This is a genomic window from Candidatus Symbiopectobacterium sp. NZEC151 (genome assembly GCF_025962655.1).
Lineage (GTDB): Bacteria > Pseudomonadota > Gammaproteobacteria > Enterobacterales > Enterobacteriaceae > Symbiopectobacterium.
The window spans coordinates 366,765-392,231 of sequence record NZ_JAGFPE010000002.1; the positions used below are offsets into that span (position 1 = coordinate 366,765).

The following is a 25,467-nucleotide window of genomic DNA, read 5'->3' on the forward strand; positions in this document are numbered from 1 at the left end:
AATGCAATGCATACATGATCATTGTAAATGCGCGGAATTAAAAACTGTTTAAAACTATTAATAACATTGCATCCAATCGATAAGACAAATCATACCAAGATAAAAATGGCATTTAATAACCAAGTGTAACTATTATTTTCAATTAAGCTACAAAAAGAAAAATACGCCACAATCAGATATAAAAATGTCATTTCACTGGTGGTTTCCCATCAAAAGAAAAACATATAAGTGCATGATTTTCAATGCATTGAAACAGAAAAAACCGATAGCCAATTAAAAGACAATCTCACCACAACACTTTCACACATTCCATTCGAAATCATCAAATAAAATGGCTCCACGATCAATGCCAGCTAATCTATTTTCAGATTCGCGATGGCCACGCCAGGTCTTTTAGCGATAAGTGATCAGAGAAAAAAAGTAAATATATATACAATAATAATTTTTAAGACAGGCTATCACGCCAGGCTGCTAGCATAGGTTATTTGGCTCGGTGCATAACAGTTGCCACATTGAAAATGTCTCACCAAGCCATTAAAAATAATAAAACATAATTTTACTATGAAAGCGGTTTTGTGGTATTGGTTAGACATTGATATAACCCCCTTTTTTCAAGATATGATTCATTTATGATATGGCACTATAATCTTCCGGGCAGGGTTACTCTTGCAAAAAACGATTCTTGCAAAACTTCCCTGCCCTCGTCACGGTAAATAATAAGGATGCACCCAGGTTATATCCCTCAGGGCGCAAGCAGAGCTTATCCGTGCCACCGGAAAGGATGTGTGGTGACCTCCGACAAACCGGTAAAGGTTATACGCGTTTGCAAAATGCCCGAGCCGGAATGGCTGGCCCAACACTGTTCCTTAATCGCATAAACATGTGACTTCTCTTGATAGCCCACATCAGCGCTCGTAAAGACGCCTGGATTAATGGGATAATTAACGTTACGCGTATCACCTTGCCCATCGATAACCTTGTGTACAATGGTCAACGGTGCCATCAGCCTCCTTTGCCCTGCTAAATCAAAACGCGTGTTGGGTTGTACCAGTGCATGATGCATTTTGCCAAAATGGCTTCCTTGGCACGCATCATCATACTCTCCCGTGCTGGTGACAATTCTGCGCGAATAATACGAGGTCGCCAAATGGCTGCCGTATATTTGCGTCGGTTTGGTCGGGTTGACACTTGCCTCAGAAGTGGATGTTTTCCCTTGCAATATGCCATGGCCATAAGCAACCACCTCCACGTGTACACGCTTACCGATATAGCGTTCCTGCGGGCTAAAAGCGGTTTCGACGCTGCCAGTCGGTGAATCAATACGTTGATAATCGAGTTTGCGGCCCCATTCATCGAGTAACGTCACCTCGACATAATGCGGAGCATCATAAGGGGTGCTGCTGTTAACCGACCAGATTACGCGCAGTTTATCCTCGGTGAAAACCGGGGCCCATATCTGCCCTGACTCCACCAGGAAGCCGTTGTTGCCATATTTTACCCCCGATACGCTGGGCATAGGCGTAGTGAACACCTGCACATCGTAAGCGCCCGTGCTGCTGGTATAAAACGCATTTTCCTGAATCGTCAGCCGAAGTCGGGTTTTGCCTTTTTTTAATGGCCCTGAGATCTGCCCTTGAGGCGTGATGGCAATGACTTCCTGATCGCTTGAACTCCACTCAACGATGGCATCGGCAGGCAGGTTCGTCGGTTTCTGTAACGTGAATACGCTGAGATCGGTCGTCGTCACGACCTCTGATGCAAAACGCACCGGTACACTTCCCTTACTTAACAGGTATGAAACGTTCACCGTCTCAGAGAGAAACTGTGCGGTTTCCTGCGTATGAAGGGAGATCAGGGCATTGCCCGGCGCGATCGGACGGAGCTCACCGCTGTCCGTTACCTGAACCACGCGTTCCCGATCGCTCTGATAGGTTAACGGTAACGATGCGCCAACATCTGGGTTAGTGAAATGGCCTTCCACAGAATACGTCTTCCCCTCCCCCCAGACAGCCGCAATCTGTTGAGTTTTGACATTGAGCCCAGGCGACGCTTTCGCAATCTGAAGCTGGTAGCTCGCACTGGCGGGATGATATTGCGCGTTCCCCGCGGTCTGCACCGTGATGGCTACGGTTCCCGCTTTACGCAGCGTTATTTGCCCCGTTCCCCTGGCAACCGATGCAATGTCAGGATCGGAACTTGACCACATTTGTTGCAGCGTCGCAGGCGCCCCTTTTACCGTCTGAGAGTGGCGAAATTGATGCGTATACGTCACCTTTTGTAGGGCATTGTCGAACTGCAAATCCGGCATCACTGCGCCCACCGAGATAACCACAGTGCTGCCTATGGATTTTCCTTCAACGCTTGCATTCAGAGACACGCGCCCCTTCTCTACTGATGTTGCCCTGGCCTGATAGGAGCCATCCTGGTTATCGCGCGTTGGCGTAATAGAAAATCCGGGAAGCGACGCTGCGCCATGAAACACCACCGTTTTACCCGAAATCGCATTACCGTAGACATCCCGCAACATTACGTTCAACAATGCGGCATCTTTACCGTCGGAACCAATCTCCGTTTTATCCGCGTGGAATCGAGAAACATCTTGGTCAACGGCAGCGGGATCAATCGTGACATCGGGTGCCTTTTTTTGGTTCCGATCGTTCAGATACGCCGTCATGCGCAGAATGCCTGCCGTTTGAGTGTTTAAAGTGATATGAGCGATCCCATTGGCATCGGTACTCGTAATCCGCTCTCCCGTGCTGACATCACCCTCCGGCTGCCAAAATACCATCATGCCCGGTAGCGGATTGCCATTGGGATCGACAATGGTTGCGCTGTAAGTGATGCCAACAGGATCTCCGGCGGTCAATCGCATCCTGTTGACACTTACTGCGTCAATAACCCCTTGGCTGCCATCGCCGGTCACCACCAAGGGTTGCGTAAGACTGAGCGGAACATCATTGACGCGCACGGAAAGCAACACCTCTTGTGCATGTGTCGAGCTGACCTCGATGCGATAGCGTCCTTCCGCGAACGCTTTGGTTTCACCAAACAGTACGTTGGATTTGTCGCTGACAGCAACGACGCGCTGCCCTGTCAGTGGATTGCCTTTGTTGTCGCGCAATACCAGCAGCAAGACCGCCTTTTCTTTGCCTGCCACCAGCGTGGTGGGGTGAACCCGTAACGAGGAGTGAGCTTCCGATAACGTACCGGTTGTGAAGATTATCGTCTCCGCCGCGCGCGTTGAAAGTGGGCTCGACGCTGTGACAGTAACACCAAACGCCTGGCTACTGGTTATAGCGGTTACGGCAACACCCTCCTGGTTGGAAAGGCTTTGCACGTTGCTAAACCTGACCACACGAGCATCACGATCGGAAGACCAGTTCACTCTGACACCCGGCACGGGGTTACCCTGAGCATCCTTGATCAACGCACGATAGTGCACTGGTGATTGGCCGTCCGCGATGTAAGGTGCTGCGGAGGGCAATAGCTCGACCACCTGTGCAGTGTGGTGCTCAGGCTGGAATGCCAGCGTAACCTGATGCGCGGATGAACCCTGAGTATGCGCAGTCACCGTGGTGTTGCCCGCCCGGGTACTGGTCAGTGATACCCGAGCTTCGCCTTGAGCATCAGTGAGCGCGGTCGCACTTATCACGGCGCCATTGTCAGCCTGCAAGTGTATCTGCACATCGGGAACCCGATGTCCACTGGCATCCGTGACGGTAACGCTAACCGCATTGGCCGCTTTACCGTTGGCTACGGCATTATTTGTTTCCACCGCCAAATCGCTAATGGCAGCGCTTGCCGCATCCGCAGTCAACGTGACACGCGTTGTCGCCAGCGTGATGTCACGCGCAGAAGGCGCGATGGTGAACACGGTGGGCTGCGTGCCAGCCGTTAAGGTTGCGGCATATTCTCCCGCAGACTGGCGCTGAAATGCAGAAATCACCGAGGCATCCGCACTGCGCTTCGTCCTTTTTGCCGAAATCTGAATCTCATTGGGATCCAGATCGACAGGATTTCCGTGCAGATCTCTCACCTTAAGCGTTAAGCGCTGCTGCGCTTTACCATTGGCGGGGAGCGAGACATTTTCTGGCTCAAGGCTGCTGTTGAGTGCGCTGACCTCTGCGGGTAATACCGTCACCTGCGTTGTCGCACTGCGCGACATATTGCCTTGCGTATCCACCGCAACCGCACTCATGCTGTAGGTATTCTCTCCTTGCGGGCGATACTGCGGCAATTGAACACTGAAACGATCGTGGCTCTCTTTAATAATCTTTCCCCCTTGCGCCAGTAACGCAGAGGCAGACCAGTCAATGCGCGCCAGAGCATATTTGCTATTGACGGAAAGGGGGAACGCCTTCTGCTCACCGCCATATCCCATCAGTAAAGATGGGGTAAACAGATGAAGCAGGCGGGATTTACGATACTCCAGGACAATCTGATTATTACGATCGACGAAATCAAACCGGCTGCCAGCAACGCGACGCAGAGCGGTCACCTGCCCAGGGTCGATCTGCTGATGCCACGGTTGATTCAAGCGGTAATTGAGTTCCATTCCCCATCGCGTCTCACTCGCCCCTGATTTCCCCTGACGCTGTTCGGCGTTTAAGGTCAAGAGCGGGAACGGCGTATAGCTGGACCCTATCGTGAGAGCATAAGGGTTGCGTTGGCGGTCATCTTTGCCAAACAGCGCCACCTCATCACCGTAATATTGTTCATAGACCAACTTGCCGCCAAGCTGTGGCCAGTCTGGCAAATATCCCTCGGTGCGAATATCCCAGCCATGCGCGGGACGCGCCTGATAATCAACAATGTCTGGTGATGGTTTCCAGCCGCTCATGCGTAAATAACTATTGAAACCAAACTTTAAAAAATCACGCCAATACTCCAGGCCAAAACCGATGCGAGCATGGGACTGAGACAGGTCATAATCAAGAAAAGCGTTCCCCCCAATGAGATAATCGTTTGAGCTATAACGCACGCCAAATCCCAGATTGGTCTGAGGATGGTCATCATTATTATGTAAGCTTGCCTGCATAAAAATCAGCCGATCTTTCTGTTCCTGCAACGGATACAGCACATCGAATTGAGACCGTTTTAACGAAAACTCCCGATCTATGCCAAACTGTGCGCGAACAGAAGCATAGGGGCTTAACCATTGCGTAATCGCCTGGCTGGCGCGTTCTGCCGCAACGCCACGCGCCATGTCAGAAGAATCGGCTCGATGGCGGTCACTTAACCATCCTCCGGCCCGGGAAGCCCATTCCGCCAGGGTCTGTTCCTCAGCGCCGACAGCGTCGACAGTGGGTGCTGGCTCGGCGAAAACCCGTGACACGGAAAACGTACCGAGAAGCGGAAAGCAGACCTGAATGCCTATATTTATCCAGACAAAAAGTTTTTGACAGAATGTCGTTCCCCGCTGGGGAGTCATGTTCATATTTATTCACCGTAAAAAAAGAAGAAAAACGAATTACAAAAATCAAGAAATAAAAACATGGCCATCTACTATGAAAGCCTATTTATTCATCACTGGAAATTTCAAAAAACAATTAACATCGACCAGAATACGAAAAGGCAGGATACGCCCAAAATCAGGGCGAAGAAATTAACGCCACATCAACACAATATATTGGAACATATAACCTCATGAACGCTCTTCCTAATTTCGATACACTCATTTTAAAAAAATTTAAAAAACAAACCCACAAACCAAAAATCGACTCAAATAAAAAAAAGAAAAAAGAAAATGAATATCATTTCAATCTTATTTCGCGCATTTATCTTCTCCCTCCTGACTATCGCAGCATTATCAGGTTACACACTGGGCAAACAGCATGTGCTTTTGACGGGAACGATTGGTGCTATCATGGAGCCACATCTGTCTGAGACGCTCCTTTGGCTGAAGGGCAAAGAGGGATTTCAATTGCTACGGCCAGAGAGGCATACATCTGAGGTCTGACTAATGAGTACAGCGTCAACAGGTAGCGATGCCCCCTTTGGCACGCTATTGGGATATGCGCCCGGCGGCGTAGCCATTTATTCTTCGAATTACAGCACGTTACCCCCAGAACACGATCACCGTGATGCCAGTTTCCGCAGCTATATTGGCAATGAATATATGGGGCATAAATGGCAGTGCGTTGAGTTTGCCCGCCGTTTTTTGTTCCTGAACTATGGCTCCGTCTTTACTGATGTCGGGATGGCCTATGAAATCTTCTCCTTACGCTTCCTGCGCCAAGTCGTTAACGACAATCTGCTGCCACTTCAAGCCTTCGCCAACGGCTCCCCGCGTCCTCCTGTCGCCGGGGCCTTGTTGATCTGGCAGAAAGGCGGTGAGTTCAAACACACGGGCCACGTCGCCGTGATTACCCAACTGCTGGGTAATAAGGTCAGGATTGCCGAACAGAACGTTCACCACACACCGCTGCCCCCCGGTCAGCAGTGGACACGAGAATTAACGCTGGAAGTCAGTGAAGGCCACTACACCCTCAAAGATACCTTCAGCGACACCACCATCCTGGGTTGGATGATCCAGACCAGCAACACGGAGCACAGCCTGCCGCAGCCGACCATTCCCCCGGCAGCATTGGTGCTTGGTAGCGCGCGGCTCGAAAATAAAGGGCAGTTCGACGGCAAATGGCTCAATGAAGCCGATCCGTTGCAGAATGCCTATGCGCAGGCCAACGGCCACCGCATTAATGCCGATCCCTGCCGTTACTTCACCATGACGGAACGCGCCGAGCAGGAACTGATCAAGGCCACTAATGAACTGCATTTGATGTATCTACATGCAACGGATAAGGTCCTGAAAGATGACGATCTGTTGGCACTGTTTGATATCCCCAGGATCTTGTGGCCACGTCTGCGGCTTTCCTGGCAACGCCGGCGTCACCATATGATCACCGGGCGGCTGGATTTTTGTATGGATGAGCGTGGCCTGAAAGTCTATGAATACAATGCAGATTCCGCATCATGCCACACAGAAGGTGGACTGATTCTTGAGCAGTGGATGAAGCAGGGCAATATCACCGACGGCTACAACCCCTCGGAAGCGTTGCTTGACGAATTGGCGGGTGCCTGGCAGCACAGCCACGCCGCCCCCTTCGTTCACATCATGCAGGACAAAGATGTGGAAGAAAGTTATCACGCGCAGTTTATGCAACGCGCACTGACACAGGCGGGCTTTGACAGCAAAATCCTCTACGGACTGGATGAATTGGGCTGGGATAGTGCCGGGCAACTGATTGATAGCGAAAGTCGCCCGGTTAACTGCGTGTGGAAAACCTGGGCATGGGAAACCGTGGTTGAGCAGCTTCGTGAAGTAAGCGATACCGAATATGCCGCGCTGCCTATCCGTACCGGCCATCCGCAAAATGAGGTGCGCCTCATTGACGTGCTGCTGCGCCCTGAAGTGCGAGTCTTTGAGCCGCTGTGGACCATGATCCCCGGAAACAAGGCAATACTGCCGGTATTGTGGTCACTGTTTCCCCACCATCGCTACTTACTCGATACCGACTTCGTGGTGAATGAGGAATTGGCGCAAACGGGATATGCGGTAAAACCGATATCGGGACGCTGTGGCAACAACATTGATTTGATCAACCGGCACGAGGAAGTGCTGGACCAGACCCACGGCCAGTTTGTTGACCGGAAAAACATCTATCAACAACTCTGGTGCCTGCCGAAGGTGGACGGAAAATACCTTCAGGTTTGTACTTTTACCATCGGCGGCAGTTATGGCGGCGCTTGTTTGCGTGGCGATGATACCCTGGTGATAAAAAAAGAAAGTGATATCGAACCGGTTATTGTTTTGCCTGACGAGAATACCCGGGAAAATAAATAATGCATAACAAGGGGGATGCCGCTATTTACGGCATCCCTTGTTCACCACCAAGACAGCAAAGACAATTTCCGGAGAGATTAATACATTTATCGTTATAGATAATAAATTTTCCCACTATAATAACGCGTGGATAAGTCATAAAGATGGGGGGAATATAACAATCCCTTTTTGCTCAGGACACAGGAAATTAACCATACCAAGAAAAAAATAGACAATGCCGTTCGTTCAACGCAACTATCCGTCGCATTGTTATCATGGTACTCGGTACCCATGCCCGCCGTTTGCAAATTATCCGCATAAATATACGATACGCTTCGCGCATGAAGAAGCTAGCATCAGAATCAGATACATTTTCCGTTAGCGCTTTGATAACGTTCTGGAGGGTAAACCTCTTTGGGTGAATCCGTGCGGGGGGAAGTGGTAAGATATACCGTACCCTGGATTGGAAATGTTGCTGGCAGGGTCTTTTGGTTTAAGCAAGTGCTTGCAGCATAAGTGGCTTGTCCATTGAATCCCCAATAGCTAAAAATGAGTAAGACAGAGATGAATGAACCTATCGAGAAGGATTTCACCGACCATACGCCCATGATGCAGCAGTATTTCAGGCTAAAGGCGCAGCATCCTGACATCCTGCTATTTTACCGCATGGGCGACTTTTATGAGTTGTTTTACGATGATGCCAAACGTGCATCACAGCTATTGGATATTTCGCTCACCAAACGCGGTGCTTCGGCCGGTGAGCCCATCCCCATGGCAGGCGTCCCGCACCATGCGGTTGAAAACTACCTGGCAAAACTGGTGCAGCAAGGCGAATCCGTCGCCATCTGCGAACAAATTGGCGATCCTGCTACCAGCAAAGGCCCGGTAGAGCGCAAAGTGGTGCGTATCGTCACCCCGGGAACGATCAGCGATGAAGCGCTGTTGCAGGAAAAACAGGACAATCTTTTAGCCGCCATTTGGCAGGACGGGCGTGGCTTTGGCTATGCCACATTGGATATCAGCTCCGGGCGTTTTCGCGTTATGGAACCGGCTGATGAAGAGACCATGGCGGCAGAGCTGCAACGAACCAACCCGGCGGAGTTGCTTTACCCGGAATCGTTTGGTGCCTCTCATTTGATTGAGCATCGCCATGGGCTGCGCCGCCGTCCGCTGTGGGAATTTGAGTTGGAAACGGCGCGTCAGCAGCTCAATATGCAGTTTGGCACACACGATCTGATCGGTTTCGGCGTAGAACAGGCGAAACTGGCACTGCGCGCCGCAGGCTGCCTGCTTCAGTATGCCAAAGATACGCAGCGTACCTCACTGCCACATATCCGCAGCATCACCATGGAACGCCTGCAAGACGGCATCATTATGGATGCCGCTACGCGTCGCAATCTGGAACTGACACAGAATCTGGCAGGCGGCGTCGAAAATACCCTGGCTGCCATTCTGGATTGTACCGTCACCCCAATGGGTAGCCGTATGCTTAAGCGCTGGTTGCACATGCCCACTCGCGACAGACACGCGCTGACGCAACGCCAGAGCACCATTCTCGCTTTGCAGCCGCTGGCGGAAGCCCTTCAGCCCCCCTTGCGGCAGATTGGCGATCTGGAACGTATTTTGGCTCGTCTGGCGCTGCGTACCGCCCGACCGCGCGATCTGGCGCGCATGCGCCATGCATTTCATCAATATCCAGCCATCCATGCGCTGCTGGCAGAAAGCAGCGCAGCATATATCCAACAGCTTTCTCAGCATGTTCATCAGTTTGACGAACTGTGCGCACTGCTGGAGCGTGCCGTGGTGGAAGCCCCCCCCGTACTGGTACGCGATGGCGGAGTGATCGCCAGCGGCTATAACGCCGAGCTGGATGAATGGCGTGCGCTGGCCGACGGTGCCAGCGATTATCTCGATCGTTTGGAAATACGCGAACGCGAAAAACTGGGGCTGGATACCCTCAAAGTCGGGTTTAACGGCGTGCACGGTTATTACATTCAGGTGAGCCGTGGGCAGAGCCATTTGGTGCCCATTCACTATGTGCGCCGCCAAACGCTAAAGAATGCCGAGCGCTACATTATTCCTGAATTGAAAGAGTACGAAGATAAAGTGCTCACTTCTAAGGGCAAGGCGCTGGCGCTGGAAAAAGCCCTGTACGACGACCTGTTTGACCAACTGCTGCCGCACCTTGAAGCACTGCAACAAAGCGCCGCCGCGTTAGCGGAACTTGATGTTCTAAGCAATCTGGCAGAACGCGCTGATACGCTGAATTACGTTTGCCCGACGCTGAGCGAGCAGCCGGGGTTAAAAATTGAAGGTGGCCGCCATCCGGTAGTGGAGCAGGTGTTGAGCGAGCCGTTTATTGCCAACCCGCTGTCGCTCACACCGCAGCGCCGTATGCTGATCGTTACCGGCCCGAACATGGGCGGTAAGAGTACCTATATGCGTCAGGCGGCGCTGATCGTGCTGATGGCCCATATCGGCAGCTTTGTGCCTGCCGATAAGGCCACCATTGGGCCGGTTGATCGCATCTTCACCCGTATTGGTGCCGCAGACGATCTTGCCTCTGGACGTTCCACCTTCATGGTAGAGATGACGGAGACGGCCAACATTCTGCACAATGCCACCGCCAACAGCCTGATATTGATGGATGAAATTGGGCGTGGCACATCAACCTACGATGGTTTATCCCTGGCCTGGGCCTGTGCGGAAAATCTGGCGCAACGCATCAAAGCCATGACACTGTTTGCAACCCATTACTTTGAATTAACCCATTTGCCAGAAAAAATGGAAGGCGTAGCGAATGTGCATCTGGATGCACTGGAGCACGGCGACACCATAGCGTTTATGCACAGCGTTCAGGAGGGGGCCGCCAGCAAGAGCTACGGCCTCGCCGTTGCGGCACTGGCGGGCGTGCCCAAGGAAGTGATTAAACGTGCGCGGCAAAAGCTTAAAGAGTTGGAGTCACTTTCCAATCACGCTTCTGCCAGCCACGTGGATGGTGCGCAACTGGCACTGTTAACCAGTGAAGAGCCTGCTCCGGCGGTCGAAGCACTGGAAGCGTTGGATCCCGATACGTTAACGCCGCGTCAGGCTCTGGAATGGCTGTATAAACTGAAAGCGATGGTATAGCGTCACGACCACAGCGGCCTTTCTCTGGAGGGCCGCTTTTTATCCCGTCGCTTTGGTGTTGTTATTCGTTACAGTGGTTTTGCGCTTTCATCTGAAATGGCGCGCTGCTGGGCACCAGGCTTTTTACCGTCATCGCCTCTTCCATCGAAGGCACAACGGCAAAATGCGCGCTGAAGGTAAGCAGCACCGCGTCCTCCGAGGATTTACGCACCTGTAAGTAACGTTTTTCCATCACGATATTGTTTACCACCGGGTAGGTGACACCGGTAAAACAATCAGCAAATACCGCCGCATCGGCCATATAGCGGTACAAACCACGCATCGCCATCGGTGTGGTCGGCAACGGCGCTTGGGTCGCCGTCAGGCGATAGGTGTTGGACGATACGATTGGCGCACCGTCTCGATCGAGCATTTCCAGACCATTTTCCAGCGGTCTGAAATAGCTTTTTTCGCCTTGCACATCGGTGAGCACCAGCTTATCCGCCGTGCGCGCCCATTTACCATAGGTCGCAAACACGCGATTGCCAGGGCGATCGGTTTGATAATGATGTTGTAGTATGAACGTACCATTTTCAGCCAGGAATAATGAAGTATCGATACCGGCACAATCTGCACAAGGCAATACGCCGCGATAACTCTGTGCCATGGGCTGCAATGCTTCCTCACGCACCGGTTTGGGCGTATGGCACCCCATCAACCCTGCTGCCACTAAAACCAGTAGTAAGCCAAGCGCCATTTTTTTCACGCTATACTCCTCCCCCATCCTCTCCTGTCACCCAGGATCATGACGACTATTGGGCCGGTTGCCACTCGGCAAAGGTAATTTCCAGATTATTCTTATCATCAGACAACCATACCGCACGATCCTGAAGGGTTGCCTGTAGCGTCATGGTGCGCTGTACCATGGAGGCCAGCGCCTGCAATTGGCGATCGTCTAAAAAACGGACGGCAAGATTGCGATACGGCCGCAGCTTTTGTTCCATCGATTGCCACCAGACATGGGCGGCTCGCTCACCGTAGACATATAGCACGACGTTGGGAGACTGGTTGCAGGCTTTTTTGAGCCGACGCTCATCGGGCAGCCCTAATTCAATCCACAGTTTCAGCGCCAGTGTGTCATCACGCAACCAGATTTCCGGTTCATCATCGGCACATAACCCCTTGGTGAAGCGCAAATTTTCATCCGCATGGCAGATCCACGCCAGCAGCCGCAGCATCATGCGCTGTTCGGTTTCGGAGGGGTGCTGCGCCAAGGTCAAATTGGCATCGTAAAAAAAAGAGCGGTCCAAATCCGCAATATTCACTGCTGCTTTATAAATCGTTGCTTTTAATGCCATTCGCTACCTCGTCTCCGTCTGCCACAAGTGTACCTTGAGAACCGGTGAGACGCACAGCATACCGACAGCAATTCGGAAAACAGACCGGTCACAGCCTCACGTATAACACCTCAAAAGGTTAAAATTGTGCGCTAACTGAAGCATTGCTTAACAGCGGAATGCTGATATCCTGCTGATGCCTATGCTATAGTCCTTTTGATAACGAATACTTATTTTCGTGGGATTATCTCCCCTTATCAGCAAAAAACGAGGCCATCGCGGCGACAACAGGCACAAAAGCCTACGGCGGTGGGCTTCCAAGGGAGGATATTGTGCAGCAACATTCTGAATTGGTTCGTCGTTTATACGCGGAGATCGCCAGCGGCAATCTGGGCTACATACCCGATGCATTAGGTTGTGTTTTGCAAACCCTGGATGGGATCGCAGCCAATGGCGACTTGCCGTCCACCGTCAGGGAACAGGCGGCCTTCGCCGCAGCTAACTTATTGGTGAGCGATTATGTCAATGAGTAACGAATATCAACCCATCAATTGTGATGATTACGATAGCCTTGAGGCTACGTGCCAGCAACATCTCACGCTGACGCTCGAGTTGCGCAGCGGAGAAACCCTCACAGGCAAGGCCAAGGATATTGTCTCGCGCAAGCAAGTGGAATATCTGGTAGTGGAAGAAAATGGCGCACTGCGAGAGCTGCGTCTGGATCATATCGTGAGCTTCAGTAATCCAGGCATCGGCAAAGTGGTGGTCAGTGAATCCTGACGCCTAAGAGCGCCAATGCTCAATACAACATTTCGCTAACGGACAACCCTGGTTGTCCGTTTTGCATCCACGACTAAATCGCTAATATTTGCTGTAGATCACGCGAAAAAAAATGTCCCCCAGTAAAAACCCGAGTGACAAAAAACCGCTCTCAGATAAATCTATCTATGAAATAAATCAGACAATCTGTTCAAGGGGGTTTTATGTGTATCGCTGGAATAAGTCTGGATCGCCAACTCTATTCAACGAACGACTACCAGCCATTAAACCAGGGTCAAAATGCTACCGTCATGGGGAAATCTTCGCAGACAAACCCCGATAAAGCCGTGTGGCCACAAAAATTACTGCATGTCAGTAATATCAGTAATACATTCACCAAAAAGAAATGGGAGAAATTCCCGGCATTACAGGCTGCGCTGATGGAAACGAATTATTCCCGACATTTTGCCAGTGACTCTGCCACCTATGAAAAGATCTTACAGTGCCAGAAAAAGTTACGCGAAATTGATCTTGAGGTTGTGGAAAAAATCTTAGCGCTGCACCATGACGAATCGGCTTCACATCGCATCACCCCTGAATTGAAAGAAAAAATAAAAGAAATTGAAGCCACTGCGGATTTGTTCTTCAATACCTTGTCAGACATCAGGAAGAGCGACAGAATCATCCACAGTGAAGCGTCTCAAAAATGCTTTTTCTCCAGGCGGGTGGTGTTGGGAATCGCCCTTACAATCGTCGGTATGGCGTTGGCAGCTACCGCATTTGTTCTGCCTATCGCTATTCCGGCACTGGCTATTTCAGCCCCGCTATTACTGGGTGCGCTACGCGGGTTGGGGTTGTTGGTTTCCTGCACCGATGGGTCACTGAATATTCGTGATGCAATAAATAAGTGCTATCAAAAGTCGAAGAAAACGGAATCCATTGAATTCGCTGATGCATTTTCAAAATTACACGATTATTTGAATGAGATTAAACTCATCGGTATAACCAGTTTGGCCACAAGAAAAGCGGAATTACTCAACGGGGGCAACGCGTTACTGCGTGATACATCAGAACAACAAGAAAGTATCCAGCAGGAAATCACGCGACAGTTAGAAGTGACAATACAGCCGTTACGAGCAGAAATAGAGAGATTGAGGCAGCAGCTCAACATACAGCCCCAAATAGTACCCGCTCACACCGAAACAGACTTACCCTTTATCGCTTTGCCCCTGCATGGGTAGTCAGTAGCCTGAGTAGCGCTGATAGATTCTGAATCAGCGCTACGTCATCCGCCACACTATCTGCCATACGGTATCATTTGCTGACGTATCCCCTTCCCGCATCACAAAGACACCAACAGCGGCGATCGGCTGCTGGTTATAATACACAATAGGAATTTGTTCGCGCTTCCACGGAGGGATCGCATATTCCTGCCACAGTTTTTTCGCAGATCGTCCGCCGCTGCGCCCAACAATATGCAGTGTCCCTTTCAGGCCAAAACGCACGCTCACTTGCTCGTCGGGATGCGGGCGTCGGATACGCATCCCTTGTTCGGCCAAGGACAGAAAACCTAACCGGTGCGGAAGCGTTAGTGCGCCCTGCTCGGGGTACCAGGGTAACACCAGGCTGGCGACGTTGGCGCATGGGGCAACGCAGTACAAACGCTGACGAAAGCGTCGAATCTGCACGCTACCCAACTGTAACAGCGGTTCTGCATCCTGACGGCTGAGTGCCACATCCTGCCACAGGTGCAGCAGTTGTTCGCGTGAAGGCATCGTCACCTCATGCGCTCTCAGCCAACGCCGCAACAGCGCAAAACGGTGCGGTTCACTCAGAGGGATCAAAGCATCAATCGCCAGCGCGCCTTCTGTATCACAGGCCAACTGAAGCGATGCCGCCAAAAGCTCATCCAACAGTTGTTCCTGCTCGGCGCACAGCCGCGCGCTGCGTGCTACGGCCTCTGGAAATGACGGCCAGCGCTGTTTTAGTTGCGGTAGTACCTGCAAACGGAGAAAGTTGCGATCGTAACGCGCGTCGCCATTGCTCTCGTCTTCCACCCACGCGAGCCGGTAATGATGGGCATAATCGTCAAGTCGCGCCCGCGCTACACCCAGCAATGGGCGCAGTAAGGAATTCGCCCCCAACTTCCCCGTAGCCCCCATCGCGGAAAGCCCGGCGGGGCCGCTGCCGCGCTTGAGCGCCAACAGGAACGTTTCACTCTGATCGTCGAGATGCTGTGCGGTGAGCAGCACCTCGTCAGGCAGCAGATGCTGGCGCAGTGCCTGGTAGCGCACCTCGCGCGCTGCCGCTTCAACGCCACGCTCACGCGCATCGACCGTGACCGGCAGCACCGCGCAGGGAATGTCCCATTGCTGGCAGGTATGCATGCAGTGCTGCGCCCAACGATCCGCCTGAGCACTTAGCCCATGGTGCACATAGGCAGCACGTACAACAAGATCCGAGCGCTGCTGCATCAATTGATACAGCATATGCAACAGCACGCTGGAATCCAGCCCACCGCTATAAGCCACCAGCACACGCTGACAGCCAGCAAGCTGCACCGCTACGTTTTTGAGTAGCGTTGCCACATCTGTTCGCTCACTGCTCATAAAGCTCCAACGGTAATCCATCCGGATCGCGTAAGAAGGTGAAACGACGCTGGGTAAATTCATCCACGCGCACAGGCTCACAGGCGACGCCTGCGCGTTGCAGTGCATCGCACGCCTCGTCAATATCGGCCACCGCAAAAGCAAGATGGCGCAGGCCACAGGATTCAGGCTGAGTAGGTCGTGGCGGTGGAGAGGGAAACGAGAACAGCTCGATAACGTAGCGCCCCTTTAACGCCAGATCGCCCTTCCATGAGTCACGCTCTGCCCGATAGGTTTCCGCCAACAGCTCAAACCCAAGGACATCGCAATAAAATGCCTTACTGCGCTGGTAGTCAGAAGCGATAATGGCAATGTGGTGAATAGCGGTCAACGCCAGCATGCGTACTCCTTGTGGTGGCAAGGGGGTAATGGGAATAGCCGCATAATAGCAAAAAGTCCGCCTCCTTGCGGAAAGCGGACTTTGTTCAGCCTGATACGTCTGGGATCAACAGTAACCGTAGTTCATCAGACGATGATAACGGCGATCCAGCAGCGCGTCTTTATCAAATTCATCCAGCTCACGCAAGTCTGACAGCAGTTGCGCCTTCAGCGACGCCGCCATGGTTTCTACATCACGGTGCGCAGATCCCAGCGGTTCAGGAATGATAGCATCAATCAGATTCAGCTCTTTCAGACGCGGGGCGATTATGCCCATCGCTTCCGCCGCCAGCGGCGCTTTATCGGCGCTCTTCCACAGGATAGAGGCACAGCCTTCCGGTGAAATCACGGAATAGGTGCTGTATTGCAGCATGTTGACCTTGTCACCCACGCCGATCGCCAATGCACCACCGGAACCGCCCTCACCGATCACCGTACAGATAATCGGCACGCTCAGACCGGACATCTCACGCAAGTTGCGCGCAATGGCTTCTGACTGGCCGCGCTCTTCAGCGCCAACGCCAGGGTATGCGCCCGGCGTGTCGATAAAGGTGATGATCGGCAGGTTAAAACGCTCTGCCATTTCCATCAGGCGCAGCGCTTTACGGTATCCTTCAGGCGCAGGCATACCGAAGTTGCGGCGAATTTTCTCTTTGGTTTCGCGCCCTTTCTGATGACCAATGATCATCACCGGACGCCCATCCAAACGCGCGATGCCGCCCACAATCGCTTTGTCATCGGCATAGGCGCGATCGCCCGCCAACTCATCAAAGTCGGTAAAAATATGGCTGACATAGTCCAGCGTGTAGGGACGCTGCGGATGACGTGCCAATTGCGCAATCTGCCAGGCACCCAGATCGGCAAAAATCTTGCGCGTCAGCTCAACGCTTTTTTCCCGCAGTCGCTGGATCTCTTCGTCCAGATTAATATCCAATTTTTCATCTTGACGGCTGACTGAGGTCAGCGAGTCAATTTTCGCTTCCAACTCTGCAATCGGCTGCTCAAAATCAAGAAAATTCAGACTCATAGTATTCCTATTTTAGTCAAATTCCAGTTCCACCTGGGTGTTCCCCAGCAGCGTGCGCAGGTCATTAAGCAGCACATCGGTTGGCGTCACACGCCATGCCGCGCCAAAACGTAACCGGGCGCAGGCATCCTCCCGCTGGTAGTAAAGGTGTACCGGGATCGTCCCCGATCGGTGAGGTTCCAACGATTGGCGGAGACGGTTTAATAGCTGGTCATCAATTTGCCTGTCAGTCAGCGAGATAGCAAGCCCGCGCGCATATTTTTCACGCGCTTCACTGATATCCATGACCTCTCGGGCCATCATTTTAAGGCCCCCGCTAAAGTCATCAAAGCTGACCTGTCCACTGACGATCAGAATTCGGTCTTTTTCGAGCAGATGCTGATACTTATCCAACGCTTCCGTAAACAGCATCACTTCCAATCGACCGGAACGATCGTCCAATGTACACACGCCAATGCGATTGCCTCGCTTGGTGACCATTACGCGGGCAGCCAGCACCAGGCCGACGGCCGTTGTCACTTTGCCCCGATCCGTCGGGTGCATGTCCTTCAAACGCAAGCCAGCAGCATAGCGTTCAATCTCCTTGAGATACTGCGTGATCGGGTGGCCCGTCAGATAAAGCCCTAACGTTTCCCGCTCACCGTCCAACACCACCTGCTCCGGCCAGGGAGCCACCGTGCTGTAGGACTGTTCTACCTGCTCCGGCGCTTCCGCCAAAACACCAAACATATCTGCCTGACCGATTGCTTCGGCCTTGGCATGCTGATCGGCGGCCTTCAGCGCATCGTTGAGCGAATTCATCAACGCCGCGCGATGCGGCCCCAGCCGGTCAAACGCACCGGACATGATCAGCTTTTCCAGCACGCGGCGATTCAGTTTCTTGATATCAGTGCGGGCACAGAGATCGAACAGCTCGCGGAAATACCCGCCCTGATTTCGCGCGTCGATGATCGCTTCTATCGGCCCTTCACCGACGCCCTTGATCGCGCCGATGCCATAGACAATTTCGCCGTCATTATTAACGTGAAAATGGTACAGCCCGCTGTTGATATCCGGCGGCAGGATTTTTAACCCCATACGCCAGCACTCATCCACCAGCCCCACCACTTTATCGGTGTTATCCATGTCCGCCGTCATTACGGCGGCCATGAATTCGGCAGGATAATGCGCCTTAAGCCACAGTGTTTGATACGACACCAGTGCGTAAGCGGCTGAGTGTGATTTGTTAAACCCATACCCGGCAAATTTTTCCACCAGGTCGAAGATCTTCATCGACAATTCGCCGTCGACGCCCATACTCTTCGCCCCGTCCTCAAACACGGAGCGCTGCTTGGCCATCTCTTCGGGTTTTTTCTTACCCATGGCGCGACGCAGCATGTCTGCGCCGCCCAGCGTATAGCCGGAAAGCACCTGGGCTATCTGCATCACCTGTTCCTGATACAGGATGATACCATAGGTCGGCTCCAGCACCGGCTTGAGCGATTCATGCTGCCACTGAATATCAGGATAGGAGATTTCTTCACGTCCGTGTTTACGGTCGATAAAGTTATCCACCATCCCTGACTGCAAAGGCCCCGGACGGAACAGCGCCACCAGTGCGATCATGTCTTCAAAGCAGTCCGGCTTCAAACGTTTGATCAGGTCTTTCATGCCGCGCGATTCAAGCTGGAACACCGCCGTGGTTTCCGAACGTTGCAGCATGTCGAAACTTTTTTTATCGTCAAGCGGGATGGCCGCGATATCAATCGGCTCCAGCCCTTGTCTGGCACGACGGGCGTTGATCATCTCCAGCGCCCAGTCGATGATGGTCAGCGTGCGCAGACCCAGGAAGTCAAACTTCACCAGCCCGGCATATTCCACGTCGTTTTTGTCAAACTGGGTAACTGGATGATTCCCTTCCGAATCGCAATAGAGCGGCGCAAAGTCGGTGATTTTGGTCGGTGATATCACCACCCCACCGGCGTGTTTACCCGCGTTGCGCGTCACCCCTTCCAGTTTGCGCGCCATGTCGATAAGCGCTTTGACTTCTTCGTCGGCGTCGTAAATTTCTTGTAGTTGCGGCTCGGCCACAAACGCTTTTTCCAGCGTCATGCCCGGATCGGGCGGCACCAGCTTGGAAATTCGGTCGACAAAGCCGTAAGGGTGCCCGAGCACACGTCCTACGTCGCGAATAACCGCTTTGGCCGCCATGGTACCAAAGGTGATGATCTGCGATACCGCATCACGCCCGTACATCTCCGCGACGTGATCGATGACCAGATCGCGCTTCTCCATACAGAAGTCGACGTCAAAGTCAGGCATTGACACGCGTTCCGGGTTAAGAAAGCGTTCGAACAGCAGGTCAAATTCAAGCGGGTCGAGATCGGTGATTTTCAGTGAGTAGGCCACCAGTGAACCCGCCCCCGAGCCGCGCCCCGGTCCTACTGGCACATCGTTGTCTTTAGACCACTGGATAAACTCCATTACGATCAGGAAGTAGCCAGGGAACCCCATCTGGTTGATAACGTTGAGTTCGATCTCCAGACGCTCGTCATATTCCGGGCGACGCTGCTTACGCACCTCTTCGTCGGGAAACAGGAAAGCGAGGCGCTCTTCCAGCCCTTCCCTGGCGCGTTTAACCAGAAAATCCGCAGTGGACATCTCACCGGTAGGGAATTGGGGTAGGAAATACTCCCCCAGACGGATGGTGACGTTACAACGTTTGGCTATCTCGACGCTGTTAACCAGCGCTTCCGGGATGTCGGCGAACAGCGCGCACATCTCGTCTTCACTGCGCATATACTGCTGCGCGCTGTAGTTACGCGGGCGCTTTGCGTCATCGAGCGTATACCCATCGTGGATCGCGACGCGAATCTCATGGGCATCGAACTCCTCGGCGTTGATGAATCGGACATCGTTAGTCGCCACCACCGGCAAATGGTGTTTCATGGCTAATTCAATCGCCGCGTGAAGATAGCTCTCTTCATCCGGGCGACCGGTGCGAATCAGTTCCAGATAATAGCGGCCTGGAAAGTGCTCTTGATAAAAGGCCAGGCTTTGCTCGACCAATGCCTGATTACCGCGCAGGATAAACTTGCCCACGTCGCCGTGCCGGGCGCCCGAAATCAGCAGTAAGCCTTTACCGTATTCGATCAGCCAGTCGCGTTCGATGGTGGGACCTTCGGCACCGTAGCCGCGCTGATAAGCATGGGAGATCAGCAGGGTGAGGTTTTGATAGCCCTCGTTGTCCATGGCGAGCAGGGTGAGTTGCGCAAGTTCATCGCCCAACACATCGCTACTCACCAGAACATCCGCGCCGACAATGGGTTTAAGGCCCGCACCGTGTGCACCGCCATAAAATTTCACCAGCCCGCACAGGTTGGTGAAATCCGTGATCGCCAGGGCTGGCATGCCCAGCGCGGCCGCCTTTTTTACCAGCGGCCCGACTTTTGCCAACCCATCGATCATGGAATAGTCACTGTGCACACGCAGATGGACAAAACGTGGTTCGGCCATATCCAGATCCTAGACGTTGTCGAAAACAGCCCCGCGTTACCCGCGGGGTACCGATATTACCTGATTGCGCGCGGTTGACGGGCTATGCCAATCCCAATACGCGTTTTACGGGGGCGAAACTGCGCCGATGGTACTCGGTAGCGCCTAACAGCGCGAGTTTCTCAAGGTGATAAGCCGTCGGGTAACCTTTATGCTGCGCAAAGCCATATTCAGGAAAACGGGCATCCAGTTCGACCATTTCCCGGTCTCGCGTCACTTTGGCGAGAATGGATGCGGCACTGATCTCGGCAACACGGCTATCGCCTTTCACCACCGCCAGCGCGGGCATAGGCAACAGCGGGCAGCGATTGCCGTCTATCAGCACGTAATCGGGTGCCAGGTGTAACCCAGCCACAGCGCGCTGCATTGCCAGCATCGTGGCATGCAGGATATTCAATTGGTCAATCTCTTCGGGCTCGGCGCGCCCTAGACTCCATGACAGCGCGTTGTCCTTGATCTCATCATAAAGCGCCAGGCGGCGTTTTTCACTGAGCTGTTTTGAATCAGCCAATCCAACAATCGGGCGCTGCGGGTCGAGAATCACCGCTGCGGTGACGACCGCGCCAACCAGCGGGCCGCGCCCCACTTCATCTACACCGGCTATGCGCGCAGCATCCGGATAGACAAAAACATCATACATGGTTCACTTCACCTCGGGCCAATTCCAGCACAGCCTGTGCCGCCTGCGCATCCGCATCACAACGAATCTGTTGGTGCAGCGCCAAAAAGGTCTCGTGCAGTTGTTTCACGTCTTCCCCACCGTCCAGCCAGGGAAGCAACGCCGCCGCCAGCTTGTCCGGCGTGCAATCCTCTTGCAGCAACTCTTTTACCAGTTCGCGCCCGGCCAACAAATTGGGCAACGACACCCAGGGGGTTTTGACCAGTCGCTTTGCCAGCCAGAAGGTAAAGGGCTTCATGCGGTAACCCACCACCATCGGGCATTTCGCCAGCATACATTCCAACGCGGCGGTGCCAGATGCCAGCAGCGCCGCATCGCTGGCGATCATCGCTTCACGCGCCTGACCATCCAGCAAATGCACGTCCAGCTCAGGAGCGGTTTCTTGCTTGATGCGTTCAAACTGTTCACGCCGTTTGGCATTCACCAGCGGCACTAACACGGCTAAATCAGGGTAGCGCTGGCGTAATAGCTGTGCGCTGCGTAGAAAATCAGCGCTCAGCATCTCCACTTCGGCCCCGCGGCTGCCCGGTAGCAGCGCCAGGCAATGGCGCTCAGGCGCGATGCCTAAATGCGCGCGCGCCGCCAGTTTATCCGGCTGTAACGGCATGGCATCGGCCATGGTGTGACCGATAAAGCGGCAAGGCACGTTGAATTTGTCGTAAAACGCTTTTTCAAAGGGAAGAAACGCCAACACCAAATCGGTGGCGCGCCCAATTTTAAAAACGCGTTTCTGACGCCAGGCCCACACAGAGGGGCTGACGTAATGAATAGTACGGATACCGCGCGCCTTGAGACGGCCTTCGAGCGTGATATTAAAATCGGGCGCATCAATGCCAACAAAAACGTCAGGCGCAAGTTCGGTAAAACGCTGCGTAAGGTCACGGCGGATCGACAGCAGGCGCGGCAAACGGCCCAGCACCTCAACGATGCCCATCACCGCGAGCTCTTCCATCTCATACCAGGTTTCACACCCGGCTTCCTGCATGCGCGGCCCGGCAACGCCGACAAAGCGAGCGTCAGGCATCTGACTTTTCAGCGCCCGAATCAGGCCCGCACCAAGAATGTCGCCGGAGGTTTCTCCGGCGACGATACCAATCACAAGGGGACGCGTTGACATGAATTACCGGATAATGCCGCGGGTAGAACGGGCAAAGAAATCGATAAAAGCTTGAACCGCAGCATGATCTTTCGCCAGCGCTTCGATTTCCGGTTTCACCTCTTCCAGCGTTCTCCCACTGCGATACAGCAGCTTGTAGGCGTTACGAATCGCCTGCTGGGTCTCTTTTTCAAACCCGCGGCGTTTCAGCCCTTCAATATTGAGGCCGAACGGCGTCGCATGGTTACCTTGAGCAATAACGTACGGCGGCACATCTTGTGCCACACCGGAACAGCCGCCGACCATGACGTGTGCACCGATGACACAGAACTGGTGCACCGCCGTCATGCCGCCGATAATCGCAAAATCATCGACTTCAACGTGTCCGCCCAGCGTGGCATTGTTCGCCAGAATGCAGCGGTTGCCAATGACGCAGTCATGGGCGATATGCGTGTTGATCATCAGCAAATTATCGCTGCCGACTTTAGTCAATCCACCACCTTGTTCCGTACCACGATGAATCGTGACGCTTTCACGAATACGGTTACGATCGCCGATCTCTACGCGGGTAGGTTCACCGGCGTATTTCAGATCCTGATTTACCTCACCAATGGAGGAAAATTGGTAGATCTCATTATCACGGCCGATTTTAGTGATCCCGTTTACCACAACATGGGATTTTAATACCGTGCCTTCGCCGATCTCAACGTGAGAACCGACATAGCAGAACGGGCCAATGTGTACACGCGCACCAATAATGGCACCGTCTTCAACAATGGCGCTGGGATGAATAAAGGCGGTTTGATCAATCACGTTATCAGGCCTCCCGACGACGAGCACACATCATTGACGCTTCACAAGCCACTTCGCCATCTACTTTGGCGACGCCTTTGAAGCGCGCAACACCACGGCGCTCTTTAATGAATTCAACTTCAAGAATCATCTGATCCCCTGGCTGCACCGGACGTTTGAAACGTGCTTCGTCCACAGCCGCGAAGTAGTAAAGCTCACCCGGTTCCAGTTTACCCACGCTTTTAAACGCCAGAATGCCGGTGGCCTGAGCCATGGCTTCCAGAATCAGCACGCCGGGGAAAATCGGCTTACCGGGGAAGTGTCCCTGAAAGAAGGGTTCATTGAACGAGACGTTTTTCACCGCACGCAGGAATTTCCCTTCTTCGAAATCCAATACGCGGTCCACCAGCAAAAAGGGGAAGCGGTGCGGTAATAGTTCTAATATCTCTTCAATATTCAGAGTATGAGTGTTAGTTGTCAAAATACTCTTCCTGTCCGTAAAAACTGATGCCATCAACAACACGGCCTGCGAGATCCCAAAAGGAGGATCATCTGGCAGGCCGCAAATAAGGATTTTTACGCCGGCCTAAGCAGGCAATCCACAACAACCAACGCGTATAAACCCGTATCCATCACGCCGCCTGCCGCTGTTTTGGCAAGGCTGGCACGGGGATCAATCCTGGTTGACTTTACGCTCAACGGCTTTCAGCCGTTTGCTCATATCATCAATACTCATCACCAGCGCTGCGGTTTTACGCCACATTTTATTTGGCTGTAACGGAATTCCCGATGAGTATACGCCGGGTTCGGTGATAGGTCTCATGACCATCCCCATGCCGGTAACCGTGACCTTATCGCAAATTTCCATATGACCATTAATCACACTGGCACCGCCAATCATGCAGTAACGGCCAATTTTCAGGCTGCCTGCCATGATGACGCCACCCGCGACTGCTGTATTGTCGCCAATCACGACGTTGTGTGCAATCTGGCATTGGTTATCAATGATAACGCCGTCACCAATAATGGTGTCATCCAACGCGCCACGATCGATGGTGGTGCTAGCGCCAATTTCGACGCGATCGCCAATGCGCACTGTCCCTAGCTGCGGGATCTTTATCCAGTTACCGCGCTCGTTGGCATAGCCAAAACCATCGGAACCAATCACCGCGCCAGATTGAATCAGGCATTGCGCCCCCAACTCAACCCGATGATAGATCGTCACATTGGCCCACAGACGAGAACCCGCGCCAATCTTTGCGTGTTTCCCGACAAAACAACCGGCACCAATCACCACACCATCGCCTAACTCAACGCCCGACTCGATAACCGCATTCGCACCAATGGCGACATTGCGCCCCAGCACGGCATCATCGGCAATCACCGCACTGGGTGCGATATCCTGCGCAGGTTGCGGCGTGGTATCCATCAATTGCGCCATACGCGCATAAGTCAGATACGGGTTTTTCACCACCAATGCGGCTGCTTTGCAGTACGGCAGGTCAGCCTCTGTCACCACCACGGCTGACGCCTGTGTCGAGTCCAGTTGCTCACGATAGCGGCTGTCTGAAAGAAAGGTGATTTGTCCAGAGCGTGCCGAATGCATAGAAGCAACACCGGTGATGACGATATCGCCATCACCGTGTAATTGCGCATCCAACTGTGCTGCCAAGGCGTCCAGTCGAATTGAAACCATGAGTTATTTAACCTGTTTCAGCACATCAGCCGTGATGTCTTTCGCGTTGCCGACATAGGCAACCGCGTTGGCATCAATCACGATATCGTAGCCATCTTTGCTGGCAACGCTTTTGATGGCATCCTGAATACGGCTCAGGATCTTGTTACGTTCTTCCATCTGACGACGGCGATTGTCTTGTTCAAACGCCTGAGCCTTGTTGGAGAACTGCTCACGCTGCGCCATCAGATCGTTTTCAGACTTGCTGCGATCGCTGGCTTTCATGGTAGAACCATCACGCTGCAATTTTTGCATTTTGGTTTGCAGATCGTTTTCCATTTTCTGCAATTCAGAAGCACGGCCTTTGAACTCGTTTTCCAACTGCTTGGCAACGGTTTCACGCTGTGGCAACTGCTGGAAAATGCTGGCAACGTTGACAACGGCAATCTTGTCGGCCGCTTGAACGCTGGCAGACGCAGCCAGAGCTAAACCGAGACCTGCGGCACACAACCACTTTTTCACGTTATTACTCCTCAACCTGATCTTTTTTATCACACATTAACGTGCATAAAGCTCTGGGTCGACGCACGCGGCGCGTTACCAGAGCCCTAT

19 protein-coding genes are annotated in these 25,467 nt (G+C 52.9%); 6 read left to right on the forward strand and 13 right to left on the reverse strand.

The annotated features are described in order from the left end of the window. Nucleotides 1-760 precede the first annotated feature (760 nt). The gene (locus J5067_RS09740) at nucleotides 761-5,335 is read right to left on the reverse strand and encodes an inverse autotransporter beta domain-containing protein (protein ID WP_264651001.1); all 4,575 of its coding nucleotides are present in this window, start codon (nucleotides 5,333-5,335) and stop codon (nucleotides 761-763) included. Between the two features lie 311 nt (nucleotides 5,336-5,646). Between J5067_RS09740 and J5067_RS09745 the strand changes: the two genes are divergently transcribed. From J5067_RS09745 to mutS, 3 genes are all read left to right on the forward strand, one after another. Further along, nucleotides 5,647-5,886, forward strand: coding sequence for a hypothetical protein (locus J5067_RS09745; RefSeq protein ID WP_264644836.1), 240 nt, complete (start codon nucleotides 5,647-5,649; stop codon nucleotides 5,884-5,886). Nucleotides 5,887-5,962: 76 nt separating this feature from the next. Continuing rightward, on the forward strand, nucleotides 5,963-7,843 hold the full coding sequence (gene gss / locus J5067_RS09750) for a bifunctional glutathionylspermidine amidase/synthase (RefSeq protein WP_264651002.1): 1,881 nt from the start codon (nucleotides 5,963-5,965) through the stop codon (nucleotides 7,841-7,843). 543 nt (nucleotides 7,844-8,386) lie between these two features. After that, on the forward strand, nucleotides 8,387-10,951 hold the full coding sequence (mutS, locus tag J5067_RS09755) for a DNA mismatch repair protein MutS (RefSeq protein WP_264651003.1): 2,565 nt from the start codon (nucleotides 8,387-8,389) through the stop codon (nucleotides 10,949-10,951). Nucleotides 10,952-11,012: 61 nt separating this feature from the next. On the opposite strand, the gene nlpE is transcribed toward mutS, so the two are convergent. Continuing rightward, complete coding sequence (nlpE, locus tag J5067_RS09760; protein ID WP_264651004.1) at nucleotides 11,013-11,696, reverse strand: envelope stress response activation lipoprotein NlpE; 684 nt, start codon at nucleotides 11,694-11,696, stop codon at nucleotides 11,013-11,015. Nucleotides 11,697-11,742: 46 nt separating this feature from the next. Next, complete coding sequence (locus J5067_RS09765; RefSeq protein ID WP_264644832.1) at nucleotides 11,743-12,288, reverse strand: YaeQ family protein; 546 nt, start codon at nucleotides 12,286-12,288, stop codon at nucleotides 11,743-11,745. 311 nt (nucleotides 12,289-12,599) lie between these two features. Here J5067_RS09765 and J5067_RS09770 point away from each other — a divergent pair, with 311 nt between their 5' ends. The 3 genes from J5067_RS09770 (at nucleotide 12,600) to J5067_RS09780 (ending at nucleotide 14,267) form a co-directional block, all read left to right on the forward strand. Beyond that, complete coding sequence (locus J5067_RS09770) at nucleotides 12,600-12,800, forward strand: YaeP family protein (RefSeq protein ID WP_222158376.1); 201 nt, start codon at nucleotides 12,600-12,602, stop codon at nucleotides 12,798-12,800. Beyond that, on the forward strand, nucleotides 12,787-13,047 hold the full coding sequence (rof, locus tag J5067_RS09775; protein WP_222158377.1) for a Rho-binding antiterminator: 261 nt from the start codon (nucleotides 12,787-12,789) through the stop codon (nucleotides 13,045-13,047). Before J5067_RS09770 ends, rof begins: the two co-directional genes overlap by 14 nt. 203 nt (nucleotides 13,048-13,250) lie before the next feature. Further along, nucleotides 13,251-14,267, forward strand: a complete 1,017-nt coding sequence (locus J5067_RS09780; protein WP_264628168.1) for a hypothetical protein — start codon at nucleotides 13,251-13,253, stop codon at nucleotides 14,265-14,267. Between the two features lie 39 nt (nucleotides 14,268-14,306). Here the strand turns inward: J5067_RS09780 and tilS are convergent, their stop codons facing one another. The 10 genes from tilS to skp all read right to left on the reverse strand — a co-directional run bounded on the left by tilS (nucleotide 14,307) and on the right by skp (nucleotide 25,377). Further along, complete coding sequence (tilS, locus tag J5067_RS09785; RefSeq protein WP_264651005.1) at nucleotides 14,307-15,635, reverse strand: tRNA lysidine(34) synthetase TilS; 1,329 nt, start codon at nucleotides 15,633-15,635, stop codon at nucleotides 14,307-14,309. Continuing rightward, nucleotides 15,625-16,014, reverse strand: coding sequence for a VOC family protein (locus J5067_RS09790; protein WP_264651006.1), 390 nt, complete (start codon nucleotides 16,012-16,014; stop codon nucleotides 15,625-15,627). Before J5067_RS09790 ends, tilS begins: the two co-directional genes overlap by 11 nt. 105 nt (nucleotides 16,015-16,119) lie before the next feature. Beyond that, nucleotides 16,120-17,079 (reverse strand): acetyl-CoA carboxylase carboxyl transferase subunit alpha, encoded by a 960-nt coding sequence (gene accA, locus J5067_RS09795; RefSeq protein WP_264644829.1) that lies wholly within the window; start codon nucleotides 17,077-17,079, stop codon nucleotides 16,120-16,122. Between the two features lie 12 nt (nucleotides 17,080-17,091). Further along, entirely contained in the window at nucleotides 17,092-20,574 is a 3,483-nt protein-coding gene (gene dnaE, locus J5067_RS09800; RefSeq protein ID WP_264651007.1) for a DNA polymerase III subunit alpha, read from the reverse strand. An 82-nt stretch (nucleotides 20,575-20,656) separates the two neighbouring features. Continuing rightward, complete coding sequence (gene rnhB / locus J5067_RS09805; RefSeq protein ID WP_264651008.1) at nucleotides 20,657-21,253, reverse strand: ribonuclease HII; 597 nt, start codon at nucleotides 21,251-21,253, stop codon at nucleotides 20,657-20,659. Further along, nucleotides 21,246-22,409: a lipid-A-disaccharide synthase gene (gene lpxB / locus J5067_RS09810; protein ID WP_264644826.1), complete on the reverse strand. Its 1,164-nt coding sequence runs from the start codon at nucleotides 22,407-22,409 to the stop codon at nucleotides 21,246-21,248. The genes rnhB and lpxB overlap by 8 nt, the downstream gene beginning before the upstream one ends. Before the next feature lie 3 nt (nucleotides 22,410-22,412). Then, complete coding sequence (gene lpxA, locus J5067_RS09815) at nucleotides 22,413-23,201, reverse strand: acyl-ACP--UDP-N-acetylglucosamine O-acyltransferase (protein WP_264644825.1); 789 nt, start codon at nucleotides 23,199-23,201, stop codon at nucleotides 22,413-22,415. Between the two features lie 4 nt (nucleotides 23,202-23,205). After that, nucleotides 23,206-23,661, reverse strand: coding sequence for a 3-hydroxyacyl-ACP dehydratase FabZ (fabZ, locus tag J5067_RS09820; protein WP_264651009.1), 456 nt, complete (start codon nucleotides 23,659-23,661; stop codon nucleotides 23,206-23,208). 192 nt (nucleotides 23,662-23,853) lie between these two features. Continuing rightward, nucleotides 23,854-24,876, reverse strand: coding sequence for a UDP-3-O-(3-hydroxymyristoyl)glucosamine N-acyltransferase (gene lpxD, locus J5067_RS09825; protein WP_264651010.1), 1,023 nt, complete (start codon nucleotides 24,874-24,876; stop codon nucleotides 23,854-23,856). A gap of 3 nt (nucleotides 24,877-24,879) precedes the next feature. Continuing rightward, the gene (gene skp, locus J5067_RS09830) at nucleotides 24,880-25,377 is read right to left on the reverse strand and encodes a molecular chaperone Skp (protein WP_264644822.1); all 498 of its coding nucleotides are present in this window, start codon (nucleotides 25,375-25,377) and stop codon (nucleotides 24,880-24,882) included. Nucleotides 25,378-25,467 lie beyond the last annotated feature (90 nt).

Excerpts from the sequence above, each read along its gene's own strand:
- J5067_RS09745 (WP_264644836.1), top strand. The coding sequence starts at position 5,647 with ATGAACGCTCTTCCTAATTTCGATACACTCATTTTAAAAAAATTTAAA.
- lpxB (WP_264644826.1), bottom strand. The coding sequence starts at position 22,409 with ATGTCAACGCGTCCCCTTGTGATTGGTATCGTCGCCGGAGAAACCTCC.
- tilS (WP_264651005.1), bottom strand. The coding sequence starts at position 15,635 with ATGAGCAGTGAGCGAACAGATGTGGCAACGCTACTCAAAAACGTAGCG.
- lpxD (WP_264651010.1), bottom strand. The coding sequence starts at position 24,876 with ATGGTTTCAATTCGACTGGACGCCTTGGCAGCACAGTTGGATGCGCAA.
- accA (WP_264644829.1), bottom strand. The coding sequence starts at position 17,079 with ATGAGTCTGAATTTTCTTGATTTTGAGCAGCCGATTGCAGAGTTGGAA.
- rof (WP_222158377.1), top strand. The coding sequence starts at position 12,787 with ATGTCAATGAGTAACGAATATCAACCCATCAATTGTGATGATTACGAT.
- J5067_RS09780 (WP_264628168.1), top strand. The coding sequence starts at position 13,251 with ATGTGTATCGCTGGAATAAGTCTGGATCGCCAACTCTATTCAACGAAC.
- rnhB (WP_264651008.1), bottom strand. The coding sequence starts at position 21,253 with ATGTATGATGTTTTTGTCTATCCGGATGCTGCGCGCATAGCCGGTGTA.
- gss (WP_264651002.1), top strand. The coding sequence starts at position 5,963 with ATGAGTACAGCGTCAACAGGTAGCGATGCCCCCTTTGGCACGCTATTG.
- mutS (WP_264651003.1), top strand. The coding sequence starts at position 8,387 with ATGAATGAACCTATCGAGAAGGATTTCACCGACCATACGCCCATGATG.
- J5067_RS09790 (WP_264651006.1), bottom strand. The coding sequence starts at position 16,014 with ATGCTGGCGTTGACCGCTATTCACCACATTGCCATTATCGCTTCTGAC.
- dnaE (WP_264651007.1), bottom strand. The coding sequence starts at position 20,574 with ATGGCCGAACCACGTTTTGTCCATCTGCGTGTGCACAGTGACTATTCC.
- J5067_RS09765 (WP_264644832.1), bottom strand. The coding sequence starts at position 12,288 with ATGGCATTAAAAGCAACGATTTATAAAGCAGCAGTGAATATTGCGGAT.